Genomic DNA, 13792 nt, shown 5'->3' on the forward strand with positions numbered 1-13792 from the left:
AAAGAGACGGACCGACCCCGAAAGGCCGGTCCGATTCTGTCGACGGCATGACCCGGGCGGGCCGGTTCGCCCCTGGTTGCCACCCGAATGAGTGAGCCCCGGTGAACCGGCCCGCATTTATGCGGCTTCGCGCGGCCGACCAGGCCCTCTTTCGGATCCTGCCGGCGTCGCCGACCTGATCCGAAAGAAAGGAGCTAGCCCCTCAGCACCGCGCCGGTCCGCTCGCCCGCGAGGGCCACCGCGGCGTCCCGCGCGGCCGAGGCCTCGTCCACGGTCAGCGTGCGGTCGGCGGCCCGGAAGCGCAGCGCGTACGCCAGCGACTTCCGGCCGTCCCCGAGCTGCTCGGCGTTCTCGTACACGTCGAACAGCCGGATGGACTCCAGCAGCTCGCCCGCGCCCTCCCGCAGCGCGGCCTCCACCTCGGCGTGCGGCACGAACTGGTCGACCACGAGGGCGACATCCTGCGTGGCGACGGGGAACGCGGAGATCCGGGGCGCCCGCGGGACCCCGTCGCCCACCGCCTCCACGGCGTCCAGGTCCAGCTCCGCGGCGCTGGTCCGCTCCGGCAGGCCCAGGGCCTTGACGACACGCGGGTGCAGCTCTCCCGCGTGGCCCACGACCCGCTCGGTGCCGTCGGCGACGACGACCAGCTCGGCGCAGCGGCCGGGGTGCCAGGGGCCGTACTGGCCCTTCCGCACGACCAGCTCGGCGCCGGCCTCGCGGGCGACGGCACGCGCCGCCTCGACGGCGTCGGCCCAGTCCGCCGGACGGCCCTTGCCCCACCAGCCGGCCTGCTCGCGGGCGCCCGCGAGGACGACGGCCACGTGCCGCGGCTGGTCGGGCAGCGCGGCGTCCAGCGCGGCGATCTCCTCGTCGGTGGGCCGCCGGTCGACGGGCAGGTGCGTGGCGACGCGCTGCTCCTCGCGCGGGTGGAACACCAGCCCGGTCTCGAACAGCGCCAGGTCGTGCGCGCCCCGGCCGGCGTTGCGCCGCAGCGCGCCGAGCAGACCCGGCAGCAGCGTCGTGCGGAGCGCGGGCTCCTCGTCGCTGAGCGGGTTGACCAACTTGACGACACGGCGGGCCGGGTCGTCGGCGTCCAGGCCGAGCTGGTCGAAGACCTGCTCGCTGAGGAACGGGTAGTTCGGCGCCTCGACGTAGCCCGCGCCGGCCAGGGCGCGGCCGACCCGGCGGTGCAGCCGCTGGCGGTGCGTGAGGCCGCGGCCCGAGGGCGGCTTGGGCAGCGTGGAGGGCAGGTTCTCGTAGCCCTCCAGGCGGATGACCTCCTCGGCGAGGTCGTTCGGGTCCGCCAGGTCGGGCCGCCAGGACGGCACGGTGACGATCAGCTCGTCCTGCCCGTACACGTCGCAGCCGACCTGCTGGAGGCGGCGTACGACCGTCTCCCGGCCGTACTCCACGCCCGCCACCTTGTCGGGGTGGTCCGCCGGGATGGTGAGGGTGTGCGGGGCCGAGGGCGCGATGATCTCGGTGACGCCGGCCTCCGCCGTCCCCCCGGCGAGCAGCACCAGCAGGTCCACGGTGCGCTGCGCGGCGGCCGCGGCGGCCTGCGGGTCGACGCCCCGCTCGAAGCGGCGGGACGCCTCCGTCAGCAGCTTGTGGCGGCGGGCCGTACGGGCGATCGAGACGGCGTCGAAGTGGGCGGCCTCGATGACGACGTCGGCCGTGGCGTTCCCGGTGGCGTCGTGGTCGGCGATCTCCGTGTTCGCGCCGCCCATGACACCGGCGAGGCCGATCGGGCCGCGCTCGTCGGTGATGACCAGGTCCTCGCCGTGCAGCGTGCGCTCGACGCCGTCGAGGGTGACGAGCTTCTCGCCCTCCTCGGCCCGGCGCACCCCGATGGTGCCCTGGACCAGGGACCGGTCGTAGGCGTGCAGGGGCTGGCCCAGCTCCGTCATCACGTAGTTCGTGACGTCGACGGCGAGCGAGATCGGGCGCATGCCGACCTTCTGCAGCCGGCGCTGGAGCCAGATCGGGGAGCGCGCCTCGGGGCTCAGACCGGTGACCGTGCGGGCGGTGAAGCGGTCGCAGCCGAACGGGTCGCCGACCTGGACCGGGTACCCGAAGGCGTTCGGGGCGGGCACGTCCAGCAGGGCGGGATCGCGCAGCGGCAGGCCGTAGGCGATGGCGGTCTCGCGGGCGACACCGCGGATGGACAGGCAGTCGCCGCGGTTGGCGGTGACGGCGATGTCCAGGACCTCGTCGACCAGTTCGAGCAGCTCGATGGCGTCCTTGCCGACCTCGGTCTCCGGCGGCAGCACGATGATGCCGTGGGAGCCGTCGTCGCCCATGCCCAGCTCGTCGCCGGAGCAGATCATGCCGTGGGACGTCTTGCCGTAGGTCTTGCGGGCGGAGATGGAGAAGCCGCCGGGCAGCGTGGCACCCGGGAGGACCACGACGACCTTGTCGCCGACGGAGAAGTTGCGGGCGCCGCAGACGATCTCCTGGGGCTCACCGGTGCCGTTGGCCTGGCCGACGTCGACCGTGCAGAAGCGGATCGGCTTCTTGAAGCCCTCCAGCTCCTCGATGGTCAGCACCTGGCCGACGACCAGCGGGCCCTTGAGGTCGGCGCCGAGCTGTTCGACGGTCTCGACCTCCAGGCCGGCCGAAATGAGCTTGGCCTGGACGTCGCGGCCGGTCTCCGTCGCCGGCAGGTCGACGTACTCCCGCAGCCAAGAAAGCGGGACCCGCATCAGATCTCCATCCCGAACGGCCGGGTGAACCGGACGTCACCCTCGACCATGTCTCGCATGTCCTCGACGTTGTGGCGGAACATCAGCATCCGCTCGATGCCGAACCCGAAGGCGAAGCCGCTGTACTTCTCCGGGTCGATGCCGCAGGCCGTCAGGACCCGCGGGTTGACCATGCCGCAGCCGCCCAGCTCGATCCAGCCCTCGCTGGAGCAGGTGCGGCAGGGCCGGTCGGGGTTGCCGACGGACTCGCCCTTGCACACGTAGCAGAGCATGTCCATCTCGGCGCTCGGCTCGGTGAAGGGGAAGAAGTTGGGCCGCAGCCGGGTCTTCATGCCCTCGCCGAACAGGGACTGGACCATGTGGTCCAGGGTGCCCTTGAGGTCGGCCATGGTCAGGCCCTCGTCCACGGCGAGCAGCTCGACCTGGCGGAAGACCGGGGTGTGCGTGGCGTCCAGCTCGTCGGTGCGGTAGACGACACCGGGGCAGATCACGTAGACCGGCAGCTCGCGGTCGAGCATCGAACGGATCTGCACGGGCGAGGTGTGGGTGCGCAGCACCACCCCGGACTCGGTGCCGCCGTCGGGGCCCTGCACGAAGAAGGTGTCGGCCTCGCCGCGGGCCGGGTGGTCGGGCCCGATGTTGAGCGCGTCGAAGTTGAACCACTCCGCCTCGACCTGCGGGCCCTCGGCCACCTCGTAGCCCATGGCCACGAAGATGTCCTCGATGCGCTCGGAGAGCGTGGTCAGCGGGTGCCGGGCACCGGCCGGGACACGGTCGTAGGGCAGGGTGACGTCCACCGCCTCCTCGACCAGCACCCGGGCGTCGCGCTCGGCCTCCAGTTCGGCCTGGCGGGCGGCGAGGCCCTTGTTCACGGCGCCACGGGCCTGGCCGACCAGCTTGCCGGCGGCGGCCTTGGCGTGCGGGGGCAGCGCGCCGATCTCCCGGTTGGCGAGGGCCAGCGGGGAGGCGGGGCCGGTGTGGGCGACCTTGGCCTCGTGGAGCGCGTCGAGGGAGTCCGCGGCGGCGAAGGCGGCGAGCGCCTCGTCCCGCATGCGCTCGATCTCTTCCGGTTTCAACGCCTCGACCTCTACAGGGTCGTACGACTTATTGGGTGCCGACATCTCTTCCCGTGCTTCCGATTGGCTGGCTGCTGGTCCCCGAGACCATGGATGGGCCGTGTGAAGGACACAAAGGTGCCAAAGGCCGAGTCTAACGGGGTGGAGGTACGCGCATGCGCCCGTGGGCCGTCAGGCCCACCGTCACCCGCCACCGCCCGGTACGACGCCACGCGGCAGCTCGAAGGCGAACGCCGGTGCCGCCACGGGCAGCGTGAAGCGGAACTCGGCGCCGCCCCCGGGGGCGCGGCCGACGGTGATGGTGCCGCCGTGGGCCTCCACGATGCCCTTGACGATGTACAGCCCGAGGCCCGTGCCGCCACGTTTGCTGCCCCGCCAGAAGCGGGTGAAGACGCGGTTCATGGACTCCTCCGGGATGCCGGGCCCCTCGTCGCTCACCGTGACCGACGTGCCGGTTTCCTCGCCCTCGCGCGGGGACGGCGTGGGCGTGACGTCAATGGTGACGGTTCCCTCGCCGTGGCGCACCGCGTTTTCCAGGAGGTTGCTGAGCACCTGGTCGATCTTGTCGGGGTCGGCCCACAGCGCGGGCAGCGGCTGTTCGATGCGGAGCAGGAAGCGGTCGGCGCGCTGGCCGGCCGCCACGTAGGCCTGGATGTGCCGGGAGACGGCGGCCCCGATGTCCACGGGCTGGCGGCGCACCTCCAGCCGCCCGGAGTCGATCCGGGAGATGTCCAGCAGTTCGGCGATGAGGCGGGTGACGCGGTCGGCGTCGGCGTCGACGGTCTCCAGCATGAGCCGCTTCTGGTCGTCGGTGAAGCGTTCCCACTTGGCGAGCAGGGTGGCGGTGAAGCCCTTCACGGAGGTGAGCGGGGAGCGCAGCTCGTGGGCGACGGTGGCGATCAGCTCGGCGTGGCTGCGCTCGGTGCGGCGGCGAGCCTCGGTGTCCCGCAGGGAGACGACCACGCGGCGCACCGGCCCCAGCGGCTCGTCGCGCACATAGCGGGCGCAGACCAGCACCTCACGGCCGCCCGGCAGCAGCAGGTTGCGCTCCGGCTGGCGGACCCGGGTGGCGAGGCCGCCGTAGGGGTCGGTGAGCTGCCACCAGCGGCGCCCCTCCAGGTCCTCCAGGGGCAGCGCCTTCTCCAGGGGCTGTCCGAGGGCGTCGGCGGCCCGTACCGCGGTGATCCGCGCGGCGGCGGCGTTGAAGCAGGTCACCCGGCCGTGTTCGTCGGCGATGACGAGACCGTCGGGCAGCTGGTCGGGATCGACGCCGGGGCCGTCACCGGCCTGCCGGGGCGCGGGTGCGCGCCGCGCGTCCCGTCCCTCCGGCGCGGTACTCGTGCCGGCCACACTCATCCCCGTACCCCACCTCTCCGACGGCGCAGGGCCCCGCGCTGGTCACCCTACTAGCTCTCGGTGACGGAACGGCACCCTCCGGAGGCGCGCTGTGCACGGGCCGACGCGTAGAGACATACGGCGGCGGCGGTGGCGAGGTTCAGGCTCTCGGCCTTCCCGTGGATGGGGACGCGTACGACGGCGTCGGCGAGGGCGCGGGTCTCCTCGGGCAGTCCCCAGGCCTCGTTGCCGAACACCCAGGCGGTGGGGCCGCCCATGGTGCCCTTGTCCAGCTCCTCGTCCAGGTCGCGGTCGCCGGCCCCGTCGGCGGCGAGGATGCGCACCCCGGCCTCCTGGAGCCCGGCGACGGCCCGCTCGACGGGCACGCCCACGGCGACGGGCAGGTGGAAGTGGGAGCCGACGGAGGCCCGGACGGCCTTGGGGTTGTACAGGTCCACGGAGGCGTCGGTGAGCACCACGGCCTCGGCGCCGGCGGCGTCGGCGCAGCGCAGCACGGTGCCGGCGTTGCCGGGGTCCCGTACGTTCGCCAGCACCGCGACCAGCCGGGGCCGGGCGGCGAGGACGTCCTCGAAGGGGGTGTCCAGGAACCGGCAGACGCCGACGAGCCCCTGCGGGGTGACGGTGGTGGAGATGTCGGCGATGACCTCCTCGGAGGCCAGGTGCACCCGGGCGCCGGCGGTGCGGGCCGCGCCGATGATGTCGGCGTACCGCTCCGCGGCCTCGAGCGTGGCGAACACCTCGACCAGCGTCGGCGTGCCGTCCACCCGGTGCCCGGCGGCCTCCCGCACGGCCTGCGGCCCCTCGGCCAGGAACAGCCGGTCCTTCCCCCGGAAGTTCCGTTTGGCGAGCCGTCTGGCGGCGGAGACACGCGCGGAACGAGGGGAGATCAGCTCGGGGGAGACGGGGGGCATCCTCTTACCTTCGGCGACTTGTGGCGCCCTCGAAGGGGCGCGGGGAACTGCGCGAGCGACCACGACGGACCCGCGGCCGAACGACGACGGCGACCCCAACGACAGGACCCGCAAGCCCTGGAGCTTGCGGGTCCTCCGGTGAACGTCGGCTCAGAGCCAGCGCAGCGTCAGGCGGCCTTGGGGGCGTTGACGTCCGACGGCAGCGCCTTCTGCGCGACCTCGACGAGCGCCGCGAAGGCGTTCGCGTCGTTGACGGCCAGCTCGGCCAGGATCTTGCGGTCGACCTCGACGTTCGCGGCCTTCAGACCCTGGATGAAGCGGTTGTAGGTGATGCCGTTGGCGCGGGCAGCGGCGTTGATGCGCTGGATCCACAGCTGACGGAAGTCGCCCTTGCGCTTCTTGCGGTCGTTGTAGTTGTAGACCAGCGAGTGGGTGACCTGCTCCTTGGCCTTGCGGTACAGGCGCGAACGCTGACCGCGGTAGCCGGAGGCCTGCTCGAGGATCGCCCGGCGCTTCTTGTGGGCGTTGACTGCCCGCTTGACGCGTGCCACTTGTTAACTCCTTGTAGCGGGGTCGTGGTGGTCTTCACACGACCCGGAAACGATTCGGTCCCGGTCCAGACGTACGGCGCTCAGGTGGCGCCGCTCGTCACTTGCCGAGAAGCTTCTTGATCTTCGCGGCGTCGCCCGGGGCCATCTCGGCGTTGCCGGTGAGGCGACGCGTGACGCGGGACGACTTGTGCTCGAGCAGGTGGCGCTTGCCGGCGCGCTCGCGGAGCACCTTGCCGGAGCCGGTGACCTTGAAGCGCTTGCTGGCACCGCTGTGCGACTTGTTCTTCGGCATAGCGCCGTTCTCTCCTCGTCGGTGGCGCTCCGGTGCCCGGTCGGGAAAACCGGGCACGGTGGAGCGTCGCTCTTGTTTCGGTTACATCCTCGGGGACGTACGTCCCCCGGGATCACGCCTCGGCAGGCTCCTCGGACGGCGCCTCGGCCTCGGCCTCAGCCGGGTTCTGCGACTTGCCGGGGTTCGCCTTCGCTTCGGCCTTGCGGGCCTCCTGCGCCTGGCGGGCCTCGGCCATCGCCTCGGTCTTCTTCTTGTGCGGACCGAGGACCATGATCATGTTTCGGCCGTCCTGCTTCGGGTTCGACTCCACGAAACCGAGGTCCTGGACGTCCTCCGCGAGTCGCTGCAGCAGTCGGTAGCCCAGCTCGGGGCGCGACTGCTCACGGCCACGGAACATGATCGTGATCTTGACCTTGTCGCCCTGCTTGAGGAACCGGACGACGTGACCCTTCTTGGTGTCATAGTCGTGCGGGTCGATCTTCGGCCGGAGCTTCATCTCCTTGATGACCGTGTGCGCCTGGTTCTTGCGCGCCTCACGGGCCTTCATGGCCGACTCGTACTTGAACTTCCCGTAGTCCATGAGCTTGCACACGGGCGGACGGGCGTTCGCCGCGACCTCGACCAGGTCCAGGTCGTACTCCTGCGCAAGCTCCAGTGCCTTAGCGAGCGGGACGATGCCCACCTGCTCGCCACTGGGACCGACAAGTCGCACCTCGGGAACGCGAATCCGGTCGTTGATGCGGGGCTCGGCGCTGATGGATCCTCCTCGGTAGCACCACACGGCGGTCTGGCGGACAGCCGCGTAACGTCTCTTTTCGTTAGACCTAACCGCGCCGAAGCACAAAAAATGCCCCGGACGATCACAGGCGGGGCTCCAAGCACTACCGGAGCACCGCCGCGATGCCGCGGGGCGCGCTTTCGGGCGACTCCATCGTCCGTACGGAACGATGGTGGCCGCCTGACCGGGTGACCCGCCGTCCCGGAGGATGGTCGGGTGGGAGATCGGAGCCTCCACTTGTGGGCCGGGCACAAACGTCCCGGCCGGTCGTCCTTCAGATTAGCAGGATCGCTTGACAAGGGCTAATTGAGGGGCGCCGGGCGCGACCACCTATGGTGTGGGGCATGAGTGACACCCCTGCCGAGTCCGCCGAGGCTCCCGACTTCGACGCGATGACCCGGGACATCGCCGAGGTCCCCGCCGTCGAGGTGATCGTGACGGTCGCCGTCAACCTGATGAGCGCCGCCGCCGTGAAGCTCGGGCTGAGCGAGGAGGGCGAGAAGTACAAGGACCTGGACGAGGCCCGCAAGCTCATCACCGGCCTCGCCGGTCTGCTGGACGCCAGCGCGACCGAGATCAGCTCCTTCCACGCGGCCCCGCTGCGCGACGGCCTGAAGTCGCTCCAGCTGGCCTTCCGCGAGGCGTCCGTCGTCCCGGACGAGCCGGGCCAGGGCCCGGGCGAGAAGTACACCGGGCCCGTCTACGGCTGACCCGGTCCCACTTGTTCCTTGAGGTACAGGGGCTCGCCCGGAGGCGTGGTCCCGGCCGGCAGCAGTGCCAGGTCGAGGCCGCGCACCAGGCGGGCCCTCAGTGTCTCGTCGGCGGCGAGCCGCTCGGCGACCGCGCGGGCGGCGTCGGCGGGCTGCGCGGCCGGGTCGAGGACGAGGGCGAGGGTCCCGTCGGCCCGTCCGGGCCCGAGGTGGGCGCGCAGGACGGCGGGTTCCGCCGCCACCGCCGTACGGACGGCCGCGACCACGGCGGGGTCGGCGAGCGGGTCGGTGCTGGTGCGGCCCTCGGCGAGGGCGAGCAGCGCCGGGCCGGCCAGCTCGAACGGCACCGGTCCGGCGAGGTCGAGCACGACCGTGTCGGCGTTCTCGTGCGCGGCGGCCTGGAGCGCCTGGTGCAGGGGTACGGCGACGGGCCGGGCGGCCGGGTCCCAGCGGGCCAGGGAGTCGGTGGAGGTGAAGGCGGGCAGCGCGGTACGGCCGCCGGCCTTCAGGGTGGGTACGGCCATGTCGCTGGTCTTCTCGCGGCGCAGCCCCTTCTCGTCCTCCTCCACCTCGCCGAGCACGGCGACGACGGGGACCAGCAGCCGGGCACCCCTGAGCGCCTCGAGGACCGGTCCGACAGCGGTGCGGTCCTCGGCCCAGGCGGCGAGCGCGGCGCTCAGCCCGGGGTCGGCGGAGCCGTCGTCGTCGGAGAAGCCGGGATCGGGAATGTTCTTGTTCGCCACGGTCACCGAGCCTATAGGGGGCAGGCGGCCGGGCTCGTGCGGGGCCGGAACGGGCGGCGGCGCCGCTTCCACGGAGACGGCGCGGGCGTGCTCGGGGAGCCCAGCCGTGTCGTCGGCGGCGGACACTCGGCCGGTTCCTCGGTCAGGGCCCGCGACGGGGGCATCGGTGGAACCCGCGGCGGGGTCCCGCCCGGAAGTGCGCCCCGGTCGACCGCCGGGCCGGAGGTGGCGAGCGGTGCTCCGGACTGACGCGGACCACCGCGGCGGACCGACTGGTGCGGCTCCAGGAAGGTGTTCGGGGAGCCTGCGGGGTCAGGTCGAGCGCCGACGGCCGCGCCACAGGACCACCCCGGCCACCAGGAGGACCCCGCCCGCGCCGCCGGCGAGCGGGGCCGCCCAGTCGGCGGGGCCGCTCCCGACCCCGGGGGTGTCCGGGCCGGCGCCGAAGTACTCCCGGCCGTACGACGCGGGGCGCAGCCCGCGCGGCTTCAGGCGGGCGGCGGCTTTCAGGGCGGCCGCCGGGTCGATCATGCCGAAGCCCCGGGAGTCGTCCCGGCCGCCCACCGGGGCGTCCCGCGCGGTGTCCTCCAGCAGCTTCTTGATCTGGGCCGGGGCCAGGTCGGGATGGGCCGACCTGATCAGGGCGGCCGCGCCGGAGACGAAGGCGGAGGCCGCGCTCGTGCCCCAGCCGGCGTAGTACTTGTGGTCCGGGTCGGCGATGACGACGTCGACGCCGGGCGCGCTGACGGCGGCGTACCAGCGGCGGGTGGAGAAGGCGGCGCGGGTGCCGTACTTGTCGACGGCGGTCGCGGCGATGACGCCCGGGTAGGCGGCCGGGTAGGAGACGTGGTCGCCCTTGTCGCCGCCGTTGCCCGCGGAGGCGACGACGACCACGCCCTTCTTCAGGGCGTACTGCACCGCCTCGTCCTCGCTGGGCTCGGGGTGCGCGGAGTCGGAGTCGTCGCCGAGGGAGAGGTTGATGACGTCGGCGCCGTGGTCGGCGGCCCAGCGGATGCCGTCGGCGAGGGCGTTGCCCCGGGTGGTACGGGCCTTGGCGCGGGCGGGGTCGCCGTCCTCCAGGATCACCCGGACGGGCAGGATCCGCGCCTCCGGGGCGACACCCATGACGCCCTCGGTGCCGCCGGTGCCGTGGCCGTGTCCGGCGATGATCCCGGCCATGGCGGTGCCGTGCCGGGCCCAGGTGCGGTCGCCGGGCCCGGCGCCGAAGCCGATCATGTCCTTGGCGGGCAGGACGTTGCCGGCGAGGTCCGGGTGGTCGGCCTCGACGCCGGTGTCCAGGACGGCGACGGTGACCCCGCGGCCCTTGGTGGTCCGCCAGACCTCGTCCAGGTGGAGGGCGGACAGGCCCCACTGCTGGGCGCGGATGCCGTCGGCGTACGCGGTGGCGGCCGGCAGCACGGCGAGGGAGCCGGCGAGCAGCAGGCTCACCGCCGCCGAGGGGACCGGCTTCATGCGGGCTTCTCCGTGGCCGTGCCGACGGTCTTGCGCAGGTGTCGTTCGACGCGGTCGGCCAGGCCCTGGGCCTCGTTGCCGAGGCCGGCCTGCGCCGGATCGGTGGTGGCGCCGGCCCGGACGGCGTCCGCGGCGGGCTGGGGGGCGTCGACGGTACGGCCGTCGGCCCAGCCGGACACGGCGTAGGCGACGACGGGCGCGTCGGGCAGTACGGAGAGGGTCCAGGAGGCCCGCTGCCGGTCGCCGAACGCGGCGGCGGCGGTGCCCGCGGCGGCGTACGGTCGGGGCATCAGGTCGGTGCGCTGGTCCAGGTGTTCGTCGCGGAAGCGGGCGGCGAGCGCGGACATGGCGGCCGGGTCGGCCTTGGTGAACAGCAGGCCGACGGTGGTGACGTAGGTCTGGGTGGCGTCGGTGTAGGTGGCCCGCAGCAGCCGCTGACAGCCGACCGGGGCGAGGGCCTTGTACAGCAACGGGTCGAAGGCGTGGGCGCAGCCGCCGTCGGGGGCCACGGCGATACGGGTCCAGGTGCGGTCGGCTCCGCCGGGTCCGGCGCCGGTGCCCGCCACGGTGGGCGGGAACAGGTCGTCCACGGGCACGCTGTGCCACAGCGCCCGCGCGGTACCGAACGCGTTCACGGCCCCCTCCGGCCCGCCTCCCCCGGTGAGCCAACTCCCGGTCACGGCACCACCGACCAGCCCGATCCCGAGCACGAGGCACACGGCGACGGCGACACCCCGGGATCGCGCCCGCGGGGGCCGGGTGACGGGTTCGGCGAACGGCACGGGGGGTCGCCCGGCGGTACCCCCGTCCCAGGAGTACGCCGGATCGGGGGCCGCTCCCATCGGGCTCCAGCCCGCACCACGTCCTTCGGGAAAGTGACTGGTCTGCGGGCCGGGAGGGGCCGCGGGCGCGGTGGAGGGCTTGGACGCCGGGTGCCCGGGGGCGGGGCGCACGGAAGCGGGGGGCTTCGACGCCGGGTGCCCGGGGGCGGGGTGTGTGGGAGCCGGGTGGCGGGGGCCCGGAGCCGAGGTGCGCTGCGCTGGGGAGGACTGGGGCGGGAACGCCGGGGCCGCCGAGCGGACCGGGCGCAGCCGGGCCGTCGTCTCCGCCGGGGTTTCGGCCGGGGCACCCTGCCGCGCGGACGCCTTGCCGGCGCGCGGCCGGGCCGGCGCCCCGGCGCCGGCCCCCGACGGTCCTTGGTCGGCCGAGGCCCCGGGAGCTGCCTTGTCGGCCCCCGGAAGCGGGCGCGTACCGCCGGGTCGGCGGGCCGCCCGCCCGGTGCTCGGGGGCGCGTCGGGGAACCGGGCCGAGGCGGGCGGCGGGGGTGGGTTCACGGGATCGGCGGCCTCGGGTACGGCCGAGGGACGCGGCCGGTGCGCACGCGCGGTCGGGGCGGCCTGCGGTCGTCCACCGCGCGGGGCGAACACCGAGGGCTCCTCGTCGAGGTCGTCGCCCGAGGGCACCGACGGCCGCCGGAGCGCCGCACCGGAACCCGTGCTCGACGCCCCCGACCGGGCGAGGGGGTCGGCCGGACCGGCGCCACCGCTGTCGTGGGCGGAGCCGGCCTCACCGCCACGCCCGGCGTCGCCCCGGTCGCTCCCCCAGGCGAAACCCGTGTCGCCGCCGGGTCCGACACCGTCACCCCGACCCGCGGAATCCACGCCGCCCGTATGGGAACCCGTGCCGGCGCCGGAGGCCGAGGTGGGGGTGGGTCGTGGTTGTGGGCTCATGCACCCCCCGTTTCCTCGTGCCCGGGTCGTCTGCTCGTACGCGGGCCGTCACGCTGGCCGGCCGCGCCCGGGGCACCGTTCCTCCCGGGCACGCATACCCGTACGGCCGGACCGGCATCCCGGTTCACGTGCGTGCCGTACGTGCGCGTCACTCTACGGGTTGTCGGGGGCCGGGACGGAACCGGTCCACGGAGCCGGGGCATCTGCCCGGAACGTCCCTCTACCCTGCGGTAATCCTGTCTGGCAGGCTTCCGGCATGACTGCGCGCGCCGCCGACAGGGCCCGTTACGACCGGGCCACCGCCCAACTCGACGCCCCCCTCGCGATCGTGGACCTGGACGCCTTCGACGCCAACGCGGACGACCTGGTCCGCCGCGCCGCGGGCAAGCCCGTGCGGGTCGCCAGCAAGTCGGTCCGCTGCCGGGCCCTGCTGGAACGGGTCCTGGCCAGGGACGGCTTCCAGGGGATCATGTCGTTCACCCTCGCCGAGTCGCTGTGGCTCGCCCGGTCGGGGTTCGAGGACATCCTGCTGGCCTACCCGTCCGCCGACCGCGCCGGTTTCGCGGAGCTGGCCGCCGATCCGAAGCCGGCCGGTGCCGTCACCGTGATGATCGACGACCCGGCGCAGCTCGACCTCATCGACGCCTCCCGCGACGGCGGGCGCGAACAGGTGCGCGTGTGCCTGGAGTTGGACACCTCGCTGCGGCTGCTCGGCGGCCGGGTACGGGTCGGCGCGCTGCGCTCCCCGCTGCGTACCCCCGCCCAACTCGCCGAGCTGGCCAGGGCGGTGGTCCGGCGGCCGGGTTTCCGGCTGGTGGGGATCATGGCGTACGAGGGGCACGTCGCCGGTGTCGGGGACGCGGTGGCCGGGCGGCCGCTGCGCTCGCGGGCGGTCCGGTTGATGCAGGCCGCCGCCCGGCGGGAGCTGGCCGAGCGGCGGGCCGCCGTGGTGCGGGCGGTGCGGGCGGTCGCCCCGGACCTGGAGTTCGTCAACGGCGGCGGCACCGGCAGCGTGCAGCACACCGCCGCCGAGGACGCGGTGACCGAGATCGCGGCCGGCTCGGGGCTGTACGTGCCCCGGCTCTTCGACAACTACACGTCCTTCACCGGCCGTCCGGCCGCCCTCTTCGCCCAGCCCGTCGTACGGCGCCCGGGTGTCGGGGTCGTCACCGTGCTCGGCGGCGGCTACCCGGCCTCGGGCGCGGCCGGCCCGGACCGGCTGCCGGTGCCGTACCTGCCGGAGGGGCTGCGGTACGACCCGCAGGAGGGCCCCGGCGAGGTGCAGACCCCGCTGCTCGGCTCGCCCGCCGACGACCTGCTCGTCGGCGACAAGGTGTGGTTCCGGCACGCCAAGGCGGGCGAGCTGTGCGAGCGGTTCGAGGCGCTGCACCTGGTCGAGGGGGACACGGTCACGGCGACCGTGCCCACCTATCGGGGTGAGGGCCACACCTTCCTGTGACGCGG

At 73.8% G+C, this 13792-nt stretch carries 12 protein-coding genes; 2 read left to right on the forward strand and 10 right to left on the reverse strand.

Going from position 1 to position 13792, the window contains the following annotated elements; all coding sequences use genetic code 11:
* Positions 1-194: 194 nt before the first annotated feature.
* From pheT to infC, 7 genes are all read right to left on the reverse strand, one after another.
* Positions 195-2708 carry a phenylalanine--tRNA ligase subunit beta gene (pheT, locus tag ACZ3ZD_RS20680; protein ID WP_467399264.1) on the reverse strand — a complete coding sequence of 838 codons (2514 nt, stop codon included), beginning with the start codon at positions 2706-2708 and terminating at the stop codon, positions 195-197.
* The gene (gene pheS, locus ACZ3ZD_RS20685) at positions 2708-3829 is read right to left on the reverse strand and encodes a phenylalanine--tRNA ligase subunit alpha (RefSeq protein WP_467399266.1); all 1122 of its coding nucleotides are present in this window, start codon (positions 3827-3829) and stop codon (positions 2708-2710) included. The genes pheT and pheS overlap by 1 nt, the downstream gene beginning before the upstream one ends.
* A 138-nt stretch (positions 3830-3967) precedes the next feature.
* On the reverse strand, positions 3968-5140 hold the full coding sequence (locus ACZ3ZD_RS20690) for a sensor histidine kinase (RefSeq protein WP_467399269.1): 1173 nt from the start codon (positions 5138-5140) through the stop codon (positions 3968-3970).
* Between the two features lie 50 nt (positions 5141-5190).
* A complete protein-coding gene (locus ACZ3ZD_RS20695) occupies positions 5191-6051 on the reverse strand; it encodes a TrmH family RNA methyltransferase (RefSeq protein WP_467399271.1) in 861 nt (286 codons plus the stop codon).
* A gap of 167 nt (positions 6052-6218) precedes the next feature.
* Positions 6219-6602: a 50S ribosomal protein L20 gene (gene rplT / locus ACZ3ZD_RS20700; RefSeq protein WP_006141703.1), complete on the reverse strand. Its 384-nt coding sequence runs from the start codon at positions 6600-6602 to the stop codon at positions 6219-6221.
* 97 nt (positions 6603-6699) lie between these two features.
* Positions 6700-6894 carry a 50S ribosomal protein L35 gene (gene rpmI / locus ACZ3ZD_RS20705; protein WP_004933563.1) on the reverse strand — a complete coding sequence of 65 codons (195 nt, stop codon included), beginning with the start codon at positions 6892-6894 and terminating at the stop codon, positions 6700-6702.
* Positions 6895-7006: 112 nt separating this feature from the next.
* On the reverse strand, positions 7007-7675 hold the full coding sequence (infC, locus tag ACZ3ZD_RS20710) for a translation initiation factor IF-3 (RefSeq protein ID WP_467399275.1): 669 nt from the start codon (positions 7673-7675) through the stop codon (positions 7007-7009).
* 341 nt (positions 7676-8016) lie between these two features.
* On the opposite strand from infC, the gene ACZ3ZD_RS20715 reads away from it, so the two are divergent.
* On the forward strand, positions 8017-8382 hold the full coding sequence (locus ACZ3ZD_RS20715) for a DUF1844 domain-containing protein (RefSeq protein WP_467399277.1): 366 nt from the start codon (positions 8017-8019) through the stop codon (positions 8380-8382).
* On the opposite strand, the gene ACZ3ZD_RS20720 is transcribed toward ACZ3ZD_RS20715, so the two are convergent.
* The 3 genes from ACZ3ZD_RS20720 to ACZ3ZD_RS20730 form a co-directional block, all read right to left on the reverse strand.
* Complete coding sequence (locus tag ACZ3ZD_RS20720) at positions 8373-9125, reverse strand: SseB family protein (RefSeq protein ID WP_467399618.1); 753 nt, start codon at positions 9123-9125, stop codon at positions 8373-8375. The genes ACZ3ZD_RS20715 and ACZ3ZD_RS20720 overlap by 10 nt on opposite strands.
* 312 nt (positions 9126-9437) lie before the next feature.
* Positions 9438-10598: a type VII secretion-associated serine protease mycosin gene (mycP, locus tag ACZ3ZD_RS20725; RefSeq protein WP_467399278.1), complete on the reverse strand. Its 1161-nt coding sequence runs from the start codon at positions 10596-10598 to the stop codon at positions 9438-9440.
* Positions 10595-11233, reverse strand: a complete 639-nt coding sequence (locus tag ACZ3ZD_RS20730) for a hypothetical protein (protein ID WP_467399280.1) — start codon at positions 11231-11233, stop codon at positions 10595-10597. The genes mycP and ACZ3ZD_RS20730 overlap by 4 nt, the downstream gene beginning before the upstream one ends.
* A 1351-nt stretch (positions 11234-12584) precedes the next feature.
* Here ACZ3ZD_RS20730 and ACZ3ZD_RS20735 point away from each other — a divergent pair.
* On the forward strand, positions 12585-13787 hold the full coding sequence (locus ACZ3ZD_RS20735; RefSeq protein ID WP_467399282.1) for an amino acid deaminase/aldolase: 1203 nt from the start codon (positions 12585-12587) through the stop codon (positions 13785-13787).
* The last annotated feature ends 5 nt before the right edge of the window (positions 13788-13792 follow it).

Source organism: Streptomyces sp. NPDC023481 (genome assembly GCF_055560195.1).

Bases quoted from the DNA above. Each gene is read 5' to 3' on its own strand.
- pheT (WP_467399264.1), bottom strand. From the start codon at position 2,708: ATGCGGGTCCCGCTTTCTTGGCTGCGGGAGTACGTCGACCTGCCGGCG.
- pheS (WP_467399266.1), bottom strand. From the start codon at position 3,829: ATGTCGGCACCCAATAAGTCGTACGACCCTGTAGAGGTCGAGGCGTTG.
- ACZ3ZD_RS20690 (WP_467399269.1), bottom strand. From the start codon at position 5,140: ATGAGTGTGGCCGGCACGAGTACCGCGCCGGAGGGACGGGACGCGCGG.
- ACZ3ZD_RS20695 (WP_467399271.1), bottom strand. From the start codon at position 6,051: ATGCCCCCCGTCTCCCCCGAGCTGATCTCCCCTCGTTCCGCGCGTGTC.
- rpmI (WP_004933563.1), bottom strand. From the start codon at position 6,894: ATGCCGAAGAACAAGTCGCACAGCGGTGCCAGCAAGCGCTTCAAGGTC.
- ACZ3ZD_RS20715 (WP_467399277.1), top strand. From the start codon at position 8,017: ATGAGTGACACCCCTGCCGAGTCCGCCGAGGCTCCCGACTTCGACGCG.
- mycP (WP_467399278.1), bottom strand. From the start codon at position 10,598: ATGAAGCCGGTCCCCTCGGCGGCGGTGAGCCTGCTGCTCGCCGGCTCC.
- ACZ3ZD_RS20735 (WP_467399282.1), top strand. From the start codon at position 12,585: ATGACTGCGCGCGCCGCCGACAGGGCCCGTTACGACCGGGCCACCGCC.